Origin of the sequence: Pseudomonas sp. SORGH_AS_0199 (assembly GCF_031453735.1) — a bacterium.
In the GTDB taxonomy this organism is placed as follows: domain Bacteria; phylum Pseudomonadota; class Gammaproteobacteria; order Pseudomonadales; family Pseudomonadaceae; genus Chryseomonas; species Chryseomonas aestiva.
The window spans coordinates 2,754,804-2,772,500 of sequence record NZ_JAVJAE010000001.1; the positions used below are offsets into that span (position 1 = coordinate 2,754,804).

The 17,697-nt window shown below is 65.0% G+C and carries 19 protein-coding genes and 1 tRNA gene (1 of these 20 cut by a window edge); 6 read left to right on the forward strand and 14 right to left on the reverse strand.

Features of this window, described 5'->3' with window-relative positions; all coding sequences use genetic code 11:
* Window positions 1-35 precede the first annotated feature (35 nt).
* Window positions 36-704 (reverse strand): Bax inhibitor-1/YccA family protein, encoded by a 669-nt coding sequence (locus QE444_RS12980; RefSeq protein WP_133859212.1) that lies wholly within the window; start codon window positions 702-704, stop codon window positions 36-38.
* 127 nt (window positions 705-831) lie between these two features.
* Here QE444_RS12980 and QE444_RS12985 point away from each other — a divergent pair.
* A tRNA-Ser gene (locus tag QE444_RS12985) sits at window positions 832-919 on the forward strand.
* Between the two features lie 438 nt (window positions 920-1,357).
* Here the strand turns inward: QE444_RS12985 and QE444_RS12990 are convergent.
* From QE444_RS12990 to QE444_RS13040, 11 genes are all read right to left on the reverse strand, one after another.
* Window positions 1,358-1,579, reverse strand: a complete 222-nt coding sequence (locus QE444_RS12990) for a hypothetical protein (RefSeq protein ID WP_285387872.1) — start codon at window positions 1,577-1,579, stop codon at window positions 1,358-1,360.
* A gap of 289 nt (window positions 1,580-1,868) precedes the next feature.
* Window positions 1,869-2,018, reverse strand: coding sequence for a hypothetical protein (locus tag QE444_RS12995; protein ID WP_183630230.1), 150 nt, complete (start codon window positions 2,016-2,018; stop codon window positions 1,869-1,871).
* A 350-nt stretch (window positions 2,019-2,368) separates the two neighbouring features.
* Window positions 2,369-2,950, reverse strand: coding sequence for a hypothetical protein (locus QE444_RS13000; protein ID WP_309738952.1), 582 nt, complete (start codon window positions 2,948-2,950; stop codon window positions 2,369-2,371).
* 267 nt (window positions 2,951-3,217) lie between these two features.
* Window positions 3,218-3,454 (reverse strand): hypothetical protein, encoded by a 237-nt coding sequence (locus QE444_RS13005; protein WP_309738954.1) that lies wholly within the window; start codon window positions 3,452-3,454, stop codon window positions 3,218-3,220.
* A 139-nt stretch (window positions 3,455-3,593) separates the two neighbouring features.
* Window positions 3,594-4,499: a GTP cyclohydrolase FolE2 gene (folE2, locus tag QE444_RS13010; RefSeq protein ID WP_309738955.1), complete on the reverse strand. Its 906-nt coding sequence runs from the start codon at window positions 4,497-4,499 to the stop codon at window positions 3,594-3,596.
* 14 nt (window positions 4,500-4,513) lie between these two features.
* The gene (gene zigA / locus QE444_RS13015; RefSeq protein ID WP_309738957.1) at window positions 4,514-5,743 is read right to left on the reverse strand and encodes a zinc metallochaperone GTPase ZigA; all 1,230 of its coding nucleotides are present in this window, start codon (window positions 5,741-5,743) and stop codon (window positions 4,514-4,516) included.
* A 201-nt stretch (window positions 5,744-5,944) separates the two neighbouring features.
* The gene (locus QE444_RS13020) at window positions 5,945-6,679 is read right to left on the reverse strand and encodes an SDR family oxidoreductase (protein WP_309738959.1); all 735 of its coding nucleotides are present in this window, start codon (window positions 6,677-6,679) and stop codon (window positions 5,945-5,947) included.
* Window positions 6,680-6,826: 147 nt separating this feature from the next.
* Entirely contained in the window at window positions 6,827-7,780 is a 954-nt protein-coding gene (locus tag QE444_RS13025) for a LysR family transcriptional regulator (protein WP_187979157.1), read from the reverse strand.
* A 92-nt stretch (window positions 7,781-7,872) separates the two neighbouring features.
* The gene (locus QE444_RS13030) at window positions 7,873-9,393 is read right to left on the reverse strand and encodes a tripartite tricarboxylate transporter permease (RefSeq protein WP_309738961.1); all 1,521 of its coding nucleotides are present in this window, start codon (window positions 9,391-9,393) and stop codon (window positions 7,873-7,875) included.
* A complete protein-coding gene (locus QE444_RS13035; protein WP_309738963.1) occupies window positions 9,390-9,908 on the reverse strand; it encodes a tripartite tricarboxylate transporter TctB family protein in 519 nt (172 codons plus the stop codon). The genes QE444_RS13030 and QE444_RS13035 overlap by 4 nt, the downstream gene beginning before the upstream one ends.
* Window positions 9,909-9,936: 28 nt before the next feature.
* Window positions 9,937-10,935 carry a tripartite tricarboxylate transporter substrate binding protein gene (locus tag QE444_RS13040; RefSeq protein WP_309738966.1) on the reverse strand — a complete coding sequence of 333 codons (999 nt, stop codon included), beginning with the start codon at window positions 10,933-10,935 and terminating at the stop codon, window positions 9,937-9,939.
* Window positions 10,936-11,227: 292 nt separating this feature from the next.
* Between QE444_RS13040 and QE444_RS13045 the strand changes: the two genes are divergently transcribed.
* From QE444_RS13045 to QE444_RS13060, 4 genes are all read left to right on the forward strand, one after another.
* The gene (locus QE444_RS13045; protein WP_309738968.1) at window positions 11,228-12,547 is read left to right on the forward strand and encodes an MFS transporter; all 1,320 of its coding nucleotides are present in this window, start codon (window positions 11,228-11,230) and stop codon (window positions 12,545-12,547) included.
* Entirely contained in the window at window positions 12,540-13,490 is a 951-nt protein-coding gene (locus tag QE444_RS13050) for an amidohydrolase (RefSeq protein WP_273862517.1), read from the forward strand. The genes QE444_RS13045 and QE444_RS13050 overlap by 8 nt, the downstream gene beginning before the upstream one ends.
* Window positions 13,487-14,500: a 4-hydroxythreonine-4-phosphate dehydrogenase PdxA gene (locus QE444_RS13055; RefSeq protein ID WP_309738971.1), complete on the forward strand. Its 1,014-nt coding sequence runs from the start codon at window positions 13,487-13,489 to the stop codon at window positions 14,498-14,500. The genes QE444_RS13050 and QE444_RS13055 overlap by 4 nt, the downstream gene beginning before the upstream one ends.
* Before the next feature lie 92 nt (window positions 14,501-14,592).
* Window positions 14,593-15,768 carry an L-rhamnonate dehydratase gene (locus tag QE444_RS13060; protein ID WP_285387842.1) on the forward strand — a complete coding sequence of 392 codons (1,176 nt, stop codon included), beginning with the start codon at window positions 14,593-14,595 and terminating at the stop codon, window positions 15,766-15,768.
* Between the two features lie 50 nt (window positions 15,769-15,818).
* On the opposite strand, the gene QE444_RS13065 is transcribed toward QE444_RS13060, so the two are convergent.
* Complete coding sequence (locus QE444_RS13065) at window positions 15,819-16,217, reverse strand: 4-oxalocrotonate tautomerase (RefSeq protein ID WP_158895730.1); 399 nt, start codon at window positions 16,215-16,217, stop codon at window positions 15,819-15,821.
* A gap of 100 nt (window positions 16,218-16,317) precedes the next feature.
* Here QE444_RS13065 and QE444_RS13070 point away from each other — a divergent pair, with 100 nt between their 5' ends.
* Entirely contained in the window at window positions 16,318-17,202 is an 885-nt protein-coding gene (locus tag QE444_RS13070) for a LysR family transcriptional regulator (protein ID WP_208691029.1), read from the forward strand.
* A gap of 102 nt (window positions 17,203-17,304) precedes the next feature.
* On the opposite strand, the gene QE444_RS13075 is transcribed toward QE444_RS13070, so the two are convergent.
* Window positions 17,305-17,697, reverse strand: partial view of a UvrD-helicase domain-containing protein gene (locus QE444_RS13075; protein ID WP_280307260.1) — the final stretch only. Its footprint extends 1,557 nt past the window's final position; the window shows 393 of its 1,950 coding nt (coding positions 1,558-1,950); its start codon lies beyond the right edge, outside the window — the gene reads right to left on this strand; its stop codon occupies window positions 17,305-17,307.

A 17,697-nucleotide genomic window follows, 5' to 3' on the forward strand; every position in this document is an offset into this window, starting at 1 on the left:
CCGCCGAAGCGGGCCTCTCGGGCTACCGCTGGTGATCAATCGTTGCTGCTGGCAAATCCGAAGATCTGCAGCAAGCTGATGAACATATTGTAGATCGAGACGTACAGGGTAATGGTAGCCATGATGTAGTTGTCTTCGCCGCCATGCACGATGGCACTGGTCTGCAGCAGGATGGCCGCGGCGGCGAACAGCACGAAGCCCGCACTGATGGCCAGTTGCAGACCGCTGATCTGGACGAAGAAGGACAGCACCACGGCGCCCAGCAGGATCCAGAAGCCCGCCATCAGGAAGCCGCTGAGGAAGCTCATGTCCTTGCGACTGATCAGGGCGTAGGCCGACAGACCGAAGAAGGCCAGGGCGGTCATGCCGGCGGCGGAGGCGATCACGCTGCCCCCGTTGGGCAAGCCCAGGTACATGTTCAGGATCGGGCCCAAGGTGTAGCCCATGAAGCCGGTCAGGGCGAAGGTGCTCACCAGACCCCAGCCGCTGTCGCGGGTCTTCACGGTCAGGAAGAACAGGCCATAGAAGCCGATCAGGACGACAAAGATGTTGGGGTAGGGCAGCCGCATCTGCTGCGAGACGAAGGCGACCAGGCCGCTGAACGCCAGGGTCATGGCCAGCAGGGCATAGGTGTTGCGCAATACACGGCTGACGTCCCGCGGTTGCGCGATGGCAGGGTTATAGGCGTATTGACGCTCGTTCATGGTGTACTCCAAAGCTAGATTAACGGTGTGATGTACCGTACGACCCCGAAGATAGCAAATGTTGCTTAAGGATCGCTTGCGACTGTTTGACAGTGTGTTGCCATCAGGTACTATGCGCCCCTCTTACGGAAGTGTGGCCGAGTGGTTTAAGGCAGCGGTCTTGAAAACCGCCGACTCGCAAGGGTCCCAGAGTTCGAATCTCTGCGCTTCCGCCACCTTCGAAGCCCCGTTCTTACGGGGCTTTTTGCTGTCTGCAAGGTCGGATTTCAAAGCCCGCTGGATAGGTAAAAAAAAGGAAGAGTTCCGAAACCCTTTCGAGACAGCTCCGATGCCTGACCTTCTATGGCAATCGATCCCAATGAAGCTGACCATTGTGTAGCTACCTGGGAGCGAGAGCTGAGTAGGGGCGAGGGGAACTGCCTTTTTGAGATCAGCAGGCAGGACGGTCGGGGTCAGGACGTGCGAAACGTCGACGACCGATCAGTCGCCCGCTGAGGCTACCGGTACCAATCGTGCGTGATCATCAGCAGGCCGCCATGGCCACCACAAAGATGGTTGCCAGCCCGATACACATGGCGCCCAGGGTGAGCGCCAGCAAGCCCTGATCGCCAGCTAACGACCTTGGACGAATGAGTGCAGATTTCAGCGGGACGTTATTTATCCGGCAGTGGGGCCTGGACTCGAAGAGCGTCACTGTCCTTGTTAACTGATAGCGCAACTGAAATATCCTTTTCAGTTTCGGTGCCGGGCTGCGGAGCCCAGCTATTGGCTGCGATTGTGGCTTCAGCGAAGCTCAACAGCAAGACAATTGCTGAGACGCAGGTTCCTATGGCAATCGCATTGATCACCTTCTGTTCTTTCACAGGCGCATTCATGTTGATTGCCTAGTACGGGTCCACTTCAAGTGAGGAAGTCTGACAACCGGAAACGGCAGAAGTGCGGGCGTTCATCAGGCATTGGAAGGTGGCCGTTGCACTCACCACCATGGGAAGGAGTCACCAGTCAGTTAGAGGTCGCAGTCGGCAACCTCCGGTCTGGCTGGCACGCTGCCAGATCACGCTCGGCACGGCCGCTTCACTTCCCGCTGGGCTACCAACTAGGAACGTTTCTGGATTCGGTATGACGGCCGAGACCTACGTCTATCCCTTGAAGCTACCAAAGTCTTCACTGATATTTCCGCCACTCGCGATATTTCTCACCGATGATCTGGTTCAGCGCCTTGGGCTGCTGGCACTCGACGCCGGCCAGGGGGTTCGGCTCGCACAGGGTGCTTCTGTTGGAGTAATGACTGCAGCCCAGGAGCACTACGGTCATTCCCACTAACGTCATGTATTTCACGGGGTCTCCACGATTCTGAAGTGCCGGAAGCTGGCGGTCATTTTCGAGCTTTGGCCCGACAGGGGCTGATGGCTGCAGGTAGGGCTCGGGCCGTGGATACCGATCTCGCTCGAGATCGCTGTCTGGCGACCCTGTACCCCGGTCTTCCTGCTCCGGCGCGCCTTCGCCACTGAATCCCTGCAGCTTAGCTGAAATACTTCACGCTTCTCGGCGTTCATTATCGATAGCTATGCCTTGCGGTCTGCTGTGGATCCTGCTCCAGCACCTGTGGACATGAAAAAGCCCGCGCGAGGCGGGCCTTTTCCCAAGCAAAGTGCAGCGTTCAGTCAGGGCGTGTTGCCCTTGGCCAGGGCGCCAGCGATGGCCGGTGCATCTATGGCATTGGTCAGGACCTGGGTCCCCGAGAGGATGAGATTGTTGGTCGGACCGCTGCCTTTGATCTCGTCGCTGGCAAGAACCCTGCCCTGGTCGTCGAGGACCTGGGTGATGACGTCATAGTCGAAGCGGACGCGCATGTAGGCGTCGGATTTCCACTCGCGCAGTTTCAGCACCAGCAGCTTCTGGCCCTGGGGGGCACGGTCGCTGGTCTGGCTGGGCAGGGCGGTGATGGCGGCGCGGGCCAGGGCCTTTTGCACGGCGTCCTGCAGATCGGCGGAAAGGGGGCTGCCACTGTAGGTCCGGACGCTCCAGGGGTTGTAGTAAAGGCCGCGGATGTTGCCGACGTAGGTGGCGTCCTTGTTCTGGGCGACTACATAGGGGCGCTCGTCGATTACCGCGACGGCGACCGGCTTGTCGGCCGTGACGCTGAGTTGCGGGGCGGTCTGGCGGTAGTCGATCTTCTGGCCGATGGCGCAACCGGCCAGTTGCAGCGCAGCGAAGGTGATGAACAAAAGCTGAGACGGCTTCATGCGAAACTCCTTTTTCGAAAGGCGCGCAGTCTAAGCCATCAGATCCGTCCTGCCAAAATAATGTGATGCAAGTCACTAAATTTCTGGATGGTCGCCAGTCGGCTGCCGGGCTCTGCAACCGCGTGGATGCGCCTGGCAGGCTCATCAGTGGGGTAGGCAGGACCTAGGGTTGCCTGCCTTTCAGTAGTCGGGACTCACGCAGCCTCAAGGGAAGGGACAGAGCTCGAGGACAAGACAGTCCCCCGACTCTACCCCGACCCGGGCGGGCTACAGCGTCTTCTTGTATTCCTTGTCCATCTTCTTGTCTTCACGGTGGCGTTCCTTGTCCAGATGGGTATCGGTGCGGTCGGCTTCGTCGGCGGCATGGTCCCCGCCCTTGTCGACCTCCTTGCGGTCATGGCGGGCGTCCTTGCTCACGTCACGGCCGTCCTGGCGGACGCTCTTTTCCACTGGGCTTTCGGCCAACGCGACGCCTGTGCCGAGCACACTCAGGAGAACGGTCATGGTTGCTGCGGTAAGGCGTGATTTCATCGAGAAGCGCTCCTGGGTTGAAACAGCGGGAGTGGTCGCCCATGGCGACTGCTTCCTCGCAGTAAAGCGCTAAAGCGGCCGTCTTGAAAGGAAGGCAGCAGAGAGGCTCTGGTCAAGCGGGCGAGCTGGAGGCCCAGGCGGACGCATCGTGCGGATGCAGACTCTCCAGATGGCGCACCTGGATGCTCACGTCCTGGTGGCTGTCACGCAGGGCGACCAGCAGGCGGCGGGCGGCGTCCTCGACGAACATCAGGTTGCTGCCATTGAGCGCGGCGAATGCCTGTTCGTCGGCGCGCTTGACGGCGGTCTGCACCGGCGTGCCCAGGGCCTGTTCGCACTGGTCGATCAGGGGCAGCAGGCCGAAGTCGGCTGCATCTGCCAGCAGGCTGATCCGTACCCGGGCCAGGCTGCGCTGGCTATGCGGGGTGGCCAGGGAGGCGTGACGCCTCAGCCAGTGGGCGACGGTGGCTGGATCGAGCGGCGTGGCGGCCCCGTGTTCGGCGAGAAAGGCCCGTTCGATCAGTTGCCGGGACAGGGCGGCGGAGCAGGGGCAGGTGGAGGCGTAGAGGATCTCGACGCGGACACTGAGCTGGAAAACACCGGCCACCCAGCTCGCTTCCATACGCACGGGATAGCGTTTCCAGCCGCTCAGCCCGGTGGTCATCAGCGCAGGACGGCGAATCAGCAGGGCGAAGTCCAGCCGCAGGCGGGCGGCGCGGGAGTCGCAGCTGCGATGGCTGGCGACCATGTCGCTCAGCAGCAGACGCAGGCGCTCGGGCGTCAGGAGGGCTTCTACGCTCAGGCGATCCAGCAGTTGATAGAGCCGGGACATATGAATGCCCTTGGCGGTGGCCGTGGGCAGGTCGACCTGGACGTCGGCGCTGGCGGGCAGCAGGCGGCCGAGTTCGTCCTTGCCGAGACGGATCGGCAGGTCGATACCCTGCATGCCAACCCAGTCGAGGGCGGCGGGCAGGGTGGCGGTCTCGCTGAGGGAGACGTCGGGCAGAATGGCATTCATGGGCAGGGCTCGACTCAGTGGGGATCGGCGGCCTGGGGCCAGTCGCTGAAGGGGTTGTGCAGGTGCGTCCAAGCCGCGGGGCCGGCGGCGAGTTCGCCGTCGGTCAACAGACAGGCGTCCAGGCGGGCGCGCAGATCAACGTCGTCCATGTCCATGCCGATGAGTACCAGTTCCTGCCGGGCATCGCCAACGCCTTCATGCCATTTTTCCTTGATGAGGGCGACGCTCTCTTCATCCTCTGGCCATTGCTCAGGCGGTACCGCGGCCCACCAGCGACCGGCCACGCCATGGCGGGCGACGGCGCCGGCCTGGGACCAGGTGCCGGCATGGGCGGGATGGCTTGCCAGCCAGAAATAGCCCTTGGAGCGGATCACGCCGGGCCATTCCTGCTCGACCAAGGCGAAGAAGCGTTCGGGGTGGAAGGGGCGACGGGCCTGGTAGACGAAGCTCGAGATGCCGTATTCCTCGGTCTCGGGCGTGTGTTCGCCGCGCAGCTCCTGCAGCCAGCCCGGCGCCTGGGCAGCTTTATCGAAGTCGAACAGGCCGGTCTGCAGCACCCGCTCCAGGGGCACGGCGCCAAAGCTCGTCAGCTCCAGTCGCGCGCGGGGATTGAGGCTGCGCAGGATGGCCAGCAGGCGATCACGTTCCGCCGGCTCGACCAGGTCCAGCTTGTTCACCACCAGCACATCGCAGAATTCGATCTGCTCAATCAGCAGGTCGACCACGGTGCGTTCGTCTTCCTCGCCCAGGGATTCGCCGCGGGATTCCAGGAGGTCGCTGGAGGCGTAGTCGCGCAGGAAGTTGAAGGCATCCACCACGGTGACCAGGGTATCGAGCTGGGCGACATCGCCGAGGCAGCGCCCGTCATCGCCGGCGAAGGTGAAGGTCTCGGCCACGGGGAGCGGCTCGGAGATCCCGGTGGATTCGATGACCAGCTGATCGAAGCGGCCATCGCGGGCGAGGCGTTCGACTTCCAGCAGCAGGTCTTCGCGCAGGGTGCAGCAGATGCAGCCGTTGCTCATCTCCACCAGCTTCTCCTCGGTGCGCGACAGCTCGGCGCCGCCGTCGCGGATCAGGGCGGCGTCGATGTTGACCTCGGACATGTCGTTGACGATGACCGCCACCCGCCGGCCTTCGCGGTTGTTGAGGATGTGGTTGAGCAGGGTGGTCTTGCCGGCGCCGAGAAAGCCGGACAGCACGGTGACAGGGAGTTTCTTGCTGGGGAGGCTGGCTTGAGTGGTCATGATCGTCACGGCTAGGTGAGGTCGCAGGGCAGGGCATCCCTGGACCGGGATGATTGGGGATTTATCATATGTTATAACATAACATTTATGGAGGGTTAAGGGCAGCTGCTGTCTCGTCCGGCGTCCTATCCAGCTAACGGGTAGGGTGGCTCAAGCGGCCCGCCACGAATCCAGGTGAGCTGCCCTGAGCGACAGCGCTACCTAGACGTGCTGACCGCCGTTGATATGGATCTCGGCGCCGTTGATGTAGCAGGAGCGTTCGCTGCAGAGAAAGTAGATGGTCTCGGCCACTTCGTCGGGGGTGCCCAGGCGCTTGAGCGGGACCTCGGCTTCCACCAGGCCGTCGGTACCGGGCGAGAGGATGGAGGTGGCGATCTCGCCCGGTGCTATGGCGTTGGCGCGGATGCCACGGGGGCCGAACTCATGGGCCAGTTCGCGGGTGAGGGCGGCCAGGCCCGCCTTGGAGGCGGCATAGGCGACGCCGGCGAAGGGATGCACCCGGGAGCCGGCGATGGAGGTGACGTTGACGATGCTGCCTTGCGCCGCTTCCAGCTCGGGTAGCAGGGCGCGGGCCAGCAGGGCGGTGGAGACCAGGTTGACGTTGAGCACCTGGGTCCAGGTTTCGGCATCCGAGGCCAGCACGCCGAGGCGACTGCCATCGGTTCCCTTGGGCGAGATCCCCGCGTTGTTGACCAGCGCGTGCAGCTTGCCACTCGGCAGGCGCTCGCGGACGGTGGCGACCAGGCGATCGATCTGGGAGAGGTCGGCGAGATCGGCCTGGATGTGTGCGTCGCGGGCTTCCGGCCAGGCGCATTCCTCGGAGAACGGCTGGCGGGAGACGGTGAGCAGACGCCAGCCCAGGCTGCGGAACAGTTTGACGGTGGCGTGACCGATCCCGCGACTGGCGCCGGTGAGCAGCATGGTGCGCTGGGTCATGGGCGACCCCGGCAGGCAGCGGGGCGGGCGACGGGCGACAGGACGGCCATGGTAGGTGACTCCGGTGTCTGGCAGGCCGGTTCACTATGCCCAAGCGGGGTGAGTGGGGCAATCGATGGGCGTTGCAGGTCAGCCTGAGTTGGAGGCTCAGCCGTCGTCGTGCTTCAGCCGCCCATGCTCGCTGCGCACCGCCACCATGAAGGTCTGCATGGCCGAGGACTGCACCCGGTGCCGGCGACGGATCAATCCATAGGGCGGCAGCCGCGGCTCGAAGGCGATGGGCAGCACCGCCAGCAGGTGACGACCGGGGTAGTCGTTGACTACCGACAGCGGCGTCACGCCGAGCATGTCGGTCTGCTGCACCAGCGCCAGCAGGGTCATGATGGAGGTGGTCTCGACGATGCTGCCGGGGATATCGACGCGGGCATCGTGGAAGGCCTGGTTGATGATCGCCCTCATCGGGCTGGGGTGCTGCTGCAGCACCCAGGTGTGTTCCTGCAATTCGCCCCAGGTGAGGTGGGTGGCCTGGGCCAGGGGATTCTGGGCGCCGGCGATCACGCAGAGCACCTCTTCGCCGAGGCTGTCGAACAGCAGTTCCTCGGCGCGGGCGCCAGTGGGGATGCGCCCCAGAACCACGTCCAGCTGGTCCTGTAGCAGCGCCTGGACCAGCACGTCGCTGGTATCCACCTGGATTGACATGGACAGCCGCGGATGACTCTGCTTGAGCGTGGCGATGGTACGGGTCAGCAGCCCCGATGCCAGCGCCGGGATGGCGCCTACCGCGACCCGGCCGAGATTGCCCGATTCCAGCGCGACCAGCTCCTCGCGCATGCCAGAGAGTTCGGCGAAGACCATCCGCGCGTAGTAGATCACCGTCTCGCCAAAGGCCGTGGCGCGCATGCCCCGCGGCAGTCGCTCGAACAGCCCCACGCCCAGCAGGCTCTCGATCTCGTGGAGCATCTTGGTGGCGGCCGGCTGGGTCATGCCGATGTCGTCGGCGGCGCGGCGCAGCGAGCCGAATTCCGCCAGCGCCAGCACCAGGCGCAACTGGCGCAGGCGCAGACGGCTGTGGATGGTATGGGCATCGGGAATACGCGTCATGCTGGCGGACCTGGGTACCGGGAAGCCGGCTAGGGTAGCGCAAGCGTCCAGGCCTGGCATCGGTGGGGTGCGTCCGTGCCAGGCCGGGGCATTCACAACGGCCGTACCTTGACCCGCGGCTGGCCCGGGCGCAGCGCCTGCAGTCCCCGCGCCAGCAACGGCCAGCAGAGCATCAGCAGCGCCGCGGTGGTCAGACTGCCCACCAGCGGGTTGGACCAGAAGATGCCCAGCTGGCCGTCGGAGAACAGCATCGACTGGCGGAAGGCGTCCTCGGCCTTGTCACCCAGCACCGCCGCCAGCACCAGCGGGGCGATGGGATAGCCGAGCTTCTTGAAGGCATAGCCGAGGATGCCGAAGCCGAGCATCAGCCAGACGTCGAACAGACTGTTGTGCACCGAGTAGGCGCCGATCACGCAGACGGTGAAGATGATCGGCGCGATGATGCAGAAGGGGATCCGCAGAATGGCGGCGAACAGCGGCACCGTCGCCAGCACCACGATCAGGCTGACCACGTTGCCCAGGTAAATGCTGGCGATCAGGCTCCAGACGAAATCGTGCTGTTCGGTGAACAGGGTCGGCCCCGGATGCAGGCCCCAGATCATCAGGCCGCCGAGCATCACCGCAGCGGTGGCGGAGCCGGGGATGCCCAGCGTCAGCATCGGTAGCAGGGCGCTGGTGCCGGCGCTGTGGTCCGCGGTCTCCGGGGCGATCACCCCTTCCAGTTCGCCCTTGCCGAAGCCGTCGCGGTTCTTCGAAAAGCGTCGCGCCAGGCTGTAGCTCATGAAGGAGGCGGCGGTAGGGCCACCGGGCGTCACACCCATCCAGCAGCCGACCAGGGCGCTGCGCAGCCAGGTCAGCCAGTAGCGCGGCAGCTGTTTCCAGGTGCCGAGCACGGTGCGCAGGGTGATGCGCGCCTGCTCGCCACGAAAGACCAGGCCTTCCTCCACGGTGCAGAGAATCTCGCCGATGCCGAACAGGCCGATCACCGCCACCTCGAAGCTGATGCCCGACAGCAGCGCCGGCTGGTCGAAGGTAAGGCGCAGATTGCCCGACACCGTATCCATGCCCACCGCCGCCATGGCGAAGCCGATCATCATGGCTGCCACCGTCTTTAGCGGCGGATTCTTGCTCATGCCGATGAAGGTGCAGAAGGCCAGCAGGTAGACGGCGAAGAATTCCGGCGAGCTGAATTCCATGGCGAAGGCGGCGATGCGGCTGGAGAGGAAGGTCAGCAGCAGCACCCCGACCAGGGCGCCCAGCAGCGCCGAGGTGAAGGCCGCGGTCAGGGCCTCGCCCGCGCGGCCCTGGCGGGCCAGCGGATAGCCGTCGAAGGTGGTGGCCACCGACGAGGGTTCACCCGGGATGTTGAACAGGATCGAGGTGATGGAGCCGCCGAACAGCGCACCCCAGTACATGCAGGAGAGCAGGATGATGGCCGAGGTCGGGCTCATGGTGAAGGTCAGCGGCAGCAGCAGGGCGACGCCGTTGGGCGCGCCCAGGCCGGGCAGCACCCCGACCAGGATGCCGAGCAGCACGCCGATCACCATCAGCGCGATGTGATGGAAGGACAGGATCAGGCCCATCCCGTGCATCAGGGAATCGAATTCGCTCATGACAGGCTCCTCAGCTGGCGGGCGAGGTCGACCAGGGGCCCGGCATCCAGCGGCACCTTGAACCAGAGGGCGAAGATCAGATAGCTGGCGAGGCTCACGCCGCCCGCGATGGCGAGGATCTGCGAGGCGCCGTAGCGCCTTTGCCGCTGGCGATCCCGCGCCATGAACCAGGCGATGAACAGGAAGGCCGTCAGGTAGAGGCCCAGCAGGGGTAGGGCGACGACGAAGGCCAGCATCGGCAGGAACACCCGCAGCACCTGGCCGAAGGCGGCGCGCTTGACGAAGCTGGTGCGTAACGCCTGCCAGCGCCACAGGGTCTGCAGCGCCGTGGCCAGGCTGGCCAGGCTCAGCAGCAGGCCGATGTAGAAGGGGAAGTAGCCCGGCTCGGGGCCGGCATCGCCCCAGCCGATACCCTGTTCCAGACTGCCAATCATCACGATGCCACCGAGTCCGGCGGTAAAGGCCGCCAGGCCCAGCTCCACCCAGCGGGTGGTGATCAGGGAATCTCCGGCCATGGCCGTCTCTCCTGTGTCGATGCGCCGATCAGCGCTTGAGCCAGCCCGCGGCCTCGAACACCGGGGTGACCCGGGCGCTGTCCTGGGCGATGTAGTCCTGCAGCGCCTGGCCTTCGAGGAAGGTCGGCACCAGGGCATTACGCTCGATGTAGGCCTTGAACTCCGGTGTCTGGCTGACCTTGCGCAAAAGCTCCACATAGAAGGCGCGCTGTTCGTCGCTGACGCCGCCGGGCAGCAGCACGGTACGCGGGAAGCGGTATTGATCGATGCCCAGGCCCTGCTCCTTGCAGGTGGGCACGTCGGACCAGGCCTGGGTCTCGGTGACCTTGGCGGTATAGGCCATGCGCGTCTGGCTGAATACGCACAGCGGCACCACCTGCCCACCACGCCACTGGCTCAGGCTCTCGCTGGGGTTGTTGACGTTGGAGGTGATGTGCTTGCCGGCCAGCTGGGTCGCCGCCTCGCTGCCGCTCTTGAAGGGGATGTAGGTGAGCTTGGTACCTTCGGTGCGATTGAGCAGCAGGGTCAGCGTCTGATCGACGTCCTTGGACTGGCTGCCCCCCATGCGCTTGCCGGCGGGATCCTGCTTGATGGCTTCGATGTAGCCACGGGCGTCTTTCCAGGGCGCGTCGGCGTAGCTCCAGAGAATGAAATCGTCTTCCGCGATGGCCGCCACCGGGGTGAGGTCGGCGAGCTGGTAGCCAAGCTTGGCGGTCAGCGGCAGCAGATAGACGTTGTTGGTGGCGATGACGAGCTTGTCCGCCTCGCCCTTGGCCAGCTTCATCTCCAGGAAGGCCTCGGCGCCATTGCCGCCGCCCTTGTTCATCACTACGGTGCTGGCGTCGAGCAGCTTGTGCTGGGTGATGATCGACTGAATCAGCCGACCGAGCTGGTCGGTGCCGCCACCGGGGCCGCCGGCGACGACGATTTCCACCTTGCCCTCGGGCTGCCAGGCGGCTTGGGCCACGGGAGGCACCGCAGCGGCCAGGCACAGGGGGAGGGCGGCGAGCAGGGAGATGCTGCGCATGGGACTACCTCTTTCTTGTCGTTGTTTTGGGTGGGCCGAGTGTGCGCAGTCCTGGGCAGGCCTGACCACTCAAAATAAGGCATGCACCGATAGCCTGAGGTTATGTCTCGCAGATCACCTTGTCCCGGGCCGCATGGCACGCGGGCTACAGCGAACGGACACGGTCAACCTATATCCTGAGGCTATACACCTATGCGCAGATTTGATTAGACGGTTATCGATCTGGGTCCGATAGTCGATCTCGCCAGCCGGCAGCTGAACACCCATAACAAGAATCCCAGGGGTCCATGCCATGCTCTCGACGTCCCGTTCCTCACGCATTGCCGATGCCGCCGTGCCCAAGGCGCTGCAGGCCTCCCGCGTCCGCTGGCGCATCTTCGCCATCATCTTCGGCCTGACTGTCATCAACCTGGTGGACCGCGTGTCGCTGTCCATCGCCATGCCCACCATCGCCCGCGAATTCCAGCTGACGCCGGCCATGCAGGGCCTGATTCTCAGCAGCTTCTTCTGGGCCTATGCGCTGCTGCAGATTCCCGGTGGCTGGCTGATCGACCGCTATGGCCCGCGCCGGGTGATCGGCTGGTCCACCGGCCTCTGGGGCGTCTTCCAGACCCTCGCCGCCTTCGCCACCGGCGGGCTGTCGCTGATCTTCGCCCGGGTCGCCCTGGGCGCCGCCGAGGCGCCGCTGTTTCCGGCGGGTGGCAAGCTCAACTCCCTCTGGCTGGCCTCCAGCGAACGTGGGCGTGGCGCGGTACTGATGGATTGCGGCGGACCGCTGGGCGTCGCCCTGGGCGGTCTGCTCATCGCCTACCTGATCGCCGTCTTCGGCTCCTGGCGCACCGCCTTCTTCGTCGCCGGTATCGCCACCCTGGCCATGGCCTGGCTTGCCTGGCGCTACCTGAGGGACGACCCGGCCGCCCACCCCGGCGTCAATGCCGCCGAGCTGGCGCGCATCAACGAAGGTCGCACCACCTCGATGGCCCAGGCCGCCAAGGCTGGCGCCCGGGGCCTGGGCATCGCCCGCCGCTCCCTGGCCGGCATCCTCATCGGTCGCGCCAGCTGGGCCATGGTGTTCTTCGGCCTGCTGACCTGGGGCCCCAGCTATCTGGCCCAGGCCCGTGGCTTCGACATCAAGGGCATAGGCGCCGCCACCTTCGTCATCTTTCTCTGCGGGGCGGCCGGCTCCCTGGTCGGTGGCTTCCTCTGCGACCTGCTGGTGCGCAAGGGCGTGCGCCGTGGCCTCGCCGCCAAGGGGCTGCTGTCCTGCTCCGGCCTGGTGGCGCTGGCAGCCTTCCTGCTGCTGCCGCGGCTGACCGATCCCTATGCCGCCGTGGCGCTGCTGTCGCTCACCGCCTTCTTCCTCATGTGGGGCAGCCTCTACTGGAGCTTTCCGGCACTGCTGGCCGCGCCGGCACGGGTCGGCCTGATCGGTGGGGTGATGAATCTGGCCGGCAGCCTGGGTGGCATCGCCGTGCCCATCCTGGTCGGCCTGCTGCTGCAGCACCTGGGTGGCTACCCGGCGGTGCTGGGCTTCTTCGCCCTCTGCTCCGGCCTGTTCATCCTCGGCACCCTGCTGATCGCCCTGGACACCCAGGAGCTGGCCCATGACTGAGCTCTACAGCGGACCCATCGTCGATGCCCATCATCACTTCTGGGAGCCCGGGCGCAATTTTCACCCCTGGCTGTCCGGTGCGGAAACCATCCCGTTTCGCTATGGCGATTACAGCGCCATCAGGGGCGACTATCTGCCGGAGCACTATTTCGCTGACGCGGCGGGCCATGACGTGGTCCAGACCGTCTATGTCGAGACCGAGTGGGATCCCCGCGATCCCCTGGGTGAGACCCGCTACATCCACGACCTGGCGCGCCGTCATGGCGTGCCCAATGCGGTGGTTGCCCAGGCCTGGCTGGATGCCGAAGACGCCGCCGAGCTGCTCGCCGCCCAGGCCGCCTTCGAACGGGTGCGCAGCGTGAGACACAAGCCCGGTGGTCCGGCGCGTCCCGAAGACGTCGGCAGCCAGCGTACCCTGATGAGTGACGACAGCTGGCGCCGGGGCTATGCCCAATTGCAGCGCCATGGCCTGCACTTCGATCTGCAGACGCCCTGGTGGAATCTCGACGAAGCCTGTCGCCTGGCGCGGGACTTCCCGGCTACCCAGCTGATCCTCAACCACACGGGGCTGCCGTCCGATCGCAGCGCCGAAGGTCTGGCCGCCTGGCGCGCGGCCCTGGCCCGCCTCGCCGAATGGCCCAACGTGGCGCTGAAGATCTCCGGCCTGGGCCTCGCCGGCCAGCCGTGGCGCGCCGAGGACAACGCCTGGATCGTCCGCGAGGCCATCGCCGTCTTCGGTGCCGAGCGGGCCATGTTCGCCAGCAACTTTCCCGTCGACCGCCTGTGCGGCAGCTACGACACCATCATCGGCGGCTTCAAGCGTCTGGTGGCCGAGCTGCCTGCCACCGCGCAGCGCCAGCTCTTCCACGACACCGCCCGGCGCCTGTATCGCCCGGAGGCCGACGTCATCCGCCTGGACACCTACCTGAGGACTTCCGCATGAGCAATTCTCCGCTTCCCCGCCTGGCCCTGGTGCTGGGCGACCCGGCCGGCATCGGTCCCGAACTGATCGCCCGCCTGCTGGCCGATCCCGAGGTGCGCAGCCGCGCCCGCCTGGTGCTGATTGCCGACGAGGAGGAGGCCCGTACCGGCATGCGCATCGCCGGTTGCGAATACCCCTATCGCCGCATCGACAGCCTGGATGCCCTCGATTTCCAGGACGACATACCCCTGCTGTATCCCTACCACGGCGCCGCCGAGGGCGCCTTCCCCCGCAGCGAGGCCAGCGCCGTTGGTGGCCGCTACAGTCTGGACACCCTGGCCGTCGCCCTCGACCTGACCCGGGCCGGGCACACCGACGCCATCCTCTTCGGTCCGCTGAACAAGACCTCGCTGCACCTGGCGGGCATGGGCCATAACGACGAGCTGCACTGGTTTGCCGAGCACCTGGGCTACCAGGGGCCATTCTGCGAATTCAACGTGCTCGACGACCTCTGGACCTCGCGGGTGACCTCCCATGTCGCGCTCAAGGAGGTCCCCGGCCTGCTCAGCGAGGAGCGGGTAATCGAGGCGATCCAGCTGATCGACAACGAACTCAAACGTAGCGGCCTCGCCCGACCGCGCATCGGTGTCTGCGGGCTCAATCCGCACAATGGCGACAACGGCAGCTTCGGCCGCGAGGAGCTCGACCTCATCGGCCCGGCCGTGGAGCGTGCCAGGGCGCTGGGCATCGCCGCCGACGGTCCCTATCCGGCGGACACCATCTTTCTCAAGGTCCAGGGCGATAACCGCGCCTTCGACGCCGTGGTGACCATGTACCACGACCAGGGCCAGATCGCGATCAAGCTGATGGGCTTTTCCCGCGGGGTGACGGTGCAGGGTGGCCTGCCCATTCCCATCGCCACGCCCGCCCACGGCACCGCCTTCGACATCGCCGGCCAGGGCCGCGCCAACGTCGGCGCGACCCGTCAGGCCTTCGAGATCGCCTGTCGCCTGGGCGCGTCTCGTCACTGATAGCTACCGGGGCGCTCCAGGCGCTACCTGAATTCGCCGAACCGGCTCGTGGAGCCGGCCGGCCTGACTCATGCTCGAAAAAGGAAAGTCCGATGAAAATCACCAGCGTCCGCACCCGCGTCTTCGAATGGAAAGGCAAGGTCGTCCCGCCCCAGGCGCACTTCTGCACCAACGCCACCGACATCCTCTATGAGCGCGGCGACGCCATGGGCTCCTTCCGCTTCCACGGCTGGCTGGTGGTGGAGATCGAGACCGACAGCGGCCTGGTCGGTCTGGGCAACTGCGCCCTGGCGCCACGAGTGGCCAAGGAGATCATCGATCTGTACCTGACCCCCATCGTCATGGGCCAGGATCCCTTCGATAACGAATACCTCTGGCAGAAGATGTATCGCCGCACCCACGCCTGGGGCCGCAAGGGCATCGGCATGGCCGCCATCTCCGCCGTCGACCTGGCGCTCTGGGACCTCATGGGCAAGGCGGTAGACAAGCCGGTGTTCAAGCTCCTGGGCGGTCGCACCAAGGAAAAGATTCCCTGCTACGCCTCCAAGCTCTACGCCAACGACAATCTGGATCTGTTCCTGGAAGAGGCCCAGGGCTATCTCAACCAGGGCTTCGACGCCCTCAAGATGAGATTCGGCTACGGTCCCAAGGACGGCCCCGCCGGCATGCGGCGCAACCTCGAGCAGGTGCGCGCCTTGCGCGAACTGGCCGGGCCCGACGTCGACATCATGCTGGAGTGCTACATGGGCTGGACCCTGGAATACGCCCGCCGCATGCTACCCAAACTGGCAGAATTCGAACCGCGCTGGCTGGAAGAGCCGGTCATTGCCGATGACATCGAGGGCTACGTCGAACTCAAGAAGATGGGCATCATGCCCATATCCGGCGGCGAGCACGAATTCACCTCCTACGGTTTCAAGGACCTGCTCGAACGCCGCGCGGTGGACGTCATCCAGTACGACACCAACCGCGTTGGCGGCATCACCGCCGCGCGCAAGATCAACGCCCTGGCCGAAGCCTGGTCCGTCCCGGTCATTCCCCACGCCGGCCAGATGCACAACTACCACCTGACCATGGCCAGCACCGCCTCGCCCATGGCCGAGTTCTTCCCGGTATTCGACGTGGAGGTGGGCAACGAACTCTTCTACTACGTCTTCAAGGGCGAACCCCAGCCGGTCGGTGGCTACCTGCAACTGGACGACGACATCCCCGGCCTGGGCCTGGAGCTGTCCGAAGAGCACCTCAAGGATTTCGACGTGATCGAGTAGCGGGCGGACTGGCTGCCGCCCGGGGGGAAGGGCGGTAGCCAGCTGCGGAATCAGACCCCGACTTGCTGGTGTCGCCATTCCTGACTCCGGCCGCCAAAACCATAGGCTGTGGCGCGCGCGTCGATCAGATGCACATAGCAGAGGTGGTGAAGGTCGGGCCTGAGCGTCGCCATGGCCGCCTGGACTTCACGAAGGAAACGCGCCTTTTCGCCCTTGGTATTCGTCTCGTCGGTGATGCTGATGTCGAGGTGGAAGGCGCTGCCGCCCAGCGTCGCCAACGACTGCCCGCCAAGAAACCAATCCGAGTCAGGAATGTAGTGGAGGGTGGTGGCCATGTCTTCGGGGCGTTTTCCCAGACACTCTTTGATCAGGTCATTGATCAGCAGTACCGCACGTTGACCGAGGGTCTCATCGCGCTCGCCAGAAAGCTGAAGGGTAATGTGGGGCATGGCAGTTCTCCTGGGTTGAAGCCATCACTGTGCAGGTCGTTCTTGCAACGGAAAAGCAGGAATATAGAATGGAATCCATCGGTTTTTGGAATGGCTGCTCATGTCCGGCTTCGATCTCGAACAGCTTCGCACCCTGGTCACCGCCGTTGACGCCGGTAGCCTATCGGCAGCAGTACCGCTGCGTTGTCTCTCGCAATCAGCGCTCAGCGAGCAATTGCGCAAGCTGGAAGAGCGCGCTGGCCATACCCTGTTGATTCGCAGCAAAAGCGGAGTAAAACCGACGGCCGCAGGGGAGCGATTGCTGGCCCATGCCAGGCCGCTATTGGCGATGGCCGATGCGGCCTGGCGCGATCTCCACCAGATTCCTCTCGAAGGAGAAGCCTGCCTTGGCGTGACCGATTATTTTCGCCCAGCCGATCTGGCGCGCCTGCTGGCACGCCTGCATCAACAACTGCCGGGGCTGCGTCTGCGTACCCGCATTGGCAGGAGCGACGAGCTCGAGCTTGCCCAGCGCCAGGGCGAGCTGGACTTGGCCATCGTTATGAGCCTTGAGTCGGAGCGGAAGACTGCACCCAGGGTGAAGATCAGACCCCTGCACCAGGAGCCACTGATCTGGGTGAGCGCTTTGGACAGCAATCCGCTGCAGCGAGGGCGACCCTTGCCCCTGGCTCTGTTGCCGGAGGGCTGCTCCCTGCATCGATTGGCGTGCAGCCGCCTGGAGGCCGCAGGCATCCCCTATGTCATCAGCCATATCGCTTCTGGTGTGGCAGGTCTGCAGGCAGCGCTGACGGCAGGCCTCGGCATTGCCTGCCTGAATGCTTCCGCGGTGGCCGGACAGGGGCTGCGTCTGCTCGACCAGGACGCCCTGCCGGCCTTGCCCTCGGCACGCTTTCTGCTCCTGCATGCTCGATACGAGGACCAGTCCATGCAATCGCGCCGGCTGCAGGGATTGAGCGAGGCGATTGCTTCAAGTCTGAGTGGCTAAGGAGAGGGTGGCGATGTGCGCGTCGTCATGGCGGGCATGGCCACTCACTTTGTGCCGCGCTCGATGGGGGTACGAGACGACGCCACCCGAGCCGATACCTGCTTAGCCCGCCAATATCGCCGCTGCCCCCCGTGGCTGCCGGGTGTACCACAGCACCCGACTGACCCCACGGGTCACCGCCACATAGCTCAGGCGCAGCGCTTCGTCGGCCATGGCAGCGTCATAGCTCTGCTGAAAATGCCCACTGGCGGCATAGAGGGCATTGCGCAGCGGATGGGGCTGCTGAGGCTGGCCGTCGTCCAGCACAATCGCCACCTCGGCCTGCAGGCCCTTGGCTCGGTGAATGGTGCAGGTCCGCACTCCGGGCTGACGGCCCAGCTGCTCGTTGATGGCTTTCAAGGGCGCGTTCAGACGACTCATTACCATGACCGCGCAGCGCTCCGGCCGCTCTCGTTCCGCGGCATAGGTCCTTTGCGCCTCGATCTCGCCCAACAA

Coding starts and splice junctions, on each gene's coding strand:
- QE444_RS12980 (WP_133859212.1), bottom strand. CDS start 704: ATGAACGAGCGTCAATACGCCTATAACCCTGCCATCGCGCAACCGCGG.
- QE444_RS12990 (WP_285387872.1), bottom strand. CDS start 1,579: ATGAATGCGCCTGTGAAAGAACAGAAGGTGATCAATGCGATTGCCATA.
- QE444_RS12995 (WP_183630230.1), bottom strand. CDS start 2,018: ATGACCGTAGTGCTCCTGGGCTGCAGTCATTACTCCAACAGAAGCACC.
- QE444_RS13000 (WP_309738952.1), bottom strand. CDS start 2,950: ATGAAGCCGTCTCAGCTTTTGTTCATCACCTTCGCTGCGCTGCAACTG.
- QE444_RS13005 (WP_309738954.1), bottom strand. CDS start 3,454: ATGACCGTTCTCCTGAGTGTGCTCGGCACAGGCGTCGCGTTGGCCGAA.
- folE2 (WP_309738955.1), bottom strand. CDS start 4,499: ATGAATGCCATTCTGCCCGACGTCTCCCTCAGCGAGACCGCCACCCTG.
- zigA (WP_309738957.1), bottom strand. CDS start 5,743: ATGACCACTCAAGCCAGCCTCCCCAGCAAGAAACTCCCTGTCACCGTG.
- QE444_RS13020 (WP_309738959.1), bottom strand. CDS start 6,679: ATGACCCAGCGCACCATGCTGCTCACCGGCGCCAGTCGCGGGATCGGT.
- QE444_RS13025 (WP_187979157.1), bottom strand. CDS start 7,780: ATGACGCGTATTCCCGATGCCCATACCATCCACAGCCGTCTGCGCCTG.
- QE444_RS13030 (WP_309738961.1), bottom strand. CDS start 9,393: ATGAGCGAATTCGATTCCCTGATGCACGGGATGGGCCTGATCCTGTCC.
- QE444_RS13035 (WP_309738963.1), bottom strand. CDS start 9,908: ATGGCCGGAGATTCCCTGATCACCACCCGCTGGGTGGAGCTGGGCCTG.
- QE444_RS13040 (WP_309738966.1), bottom strand. CDS start 10,935: ATGCGCAGCATCTCCCTGCTCGCCGCCCTCCCCCTGTGCCTGGCCGCT.
- QE444_RS13045 (WP_309738968.1), top strand. CDS start 11,228: ATGCTCTCGACGTCCCGTTCCTCACGCATTGCCGATGCCGCCGTGCCC.
- QE444_RS13050 (WP_273862517.1), top strand. CDS start 12,540: ATGACTGAGCTCTACAGCGGACCCATCGTCGATGCCCATCATCACTTC.
- QE444_RS13055 (WP_309738971.1), top strand. CDS start 13,487: ATGAGCAATTCTCCGCTTCCCCGCCTGGCCCTGGTGCTGGGCGACCCG.
- QE444_RS13060 (WP_285387842.1), top strand. CDS start 14,593: ATGAAAATCACCAGCGTCCGCACCCGCGTCTTCGAATGGAAAGGCAAG.
- QE444_RS13065 (WP_158895730.1), bottom strand. CDS start 16,217: ATGCCCCACATTACCCTTCAGCTTTCTGGCGAGCGCGATGAGACCCTC.
- QE444_RS13070 (WP_208691029.1), top strand. CDS start 16,318: ATGTCCGGCTTCGATCTCGAACAGCTTCGCACCCTGGTCACCGCCGTT.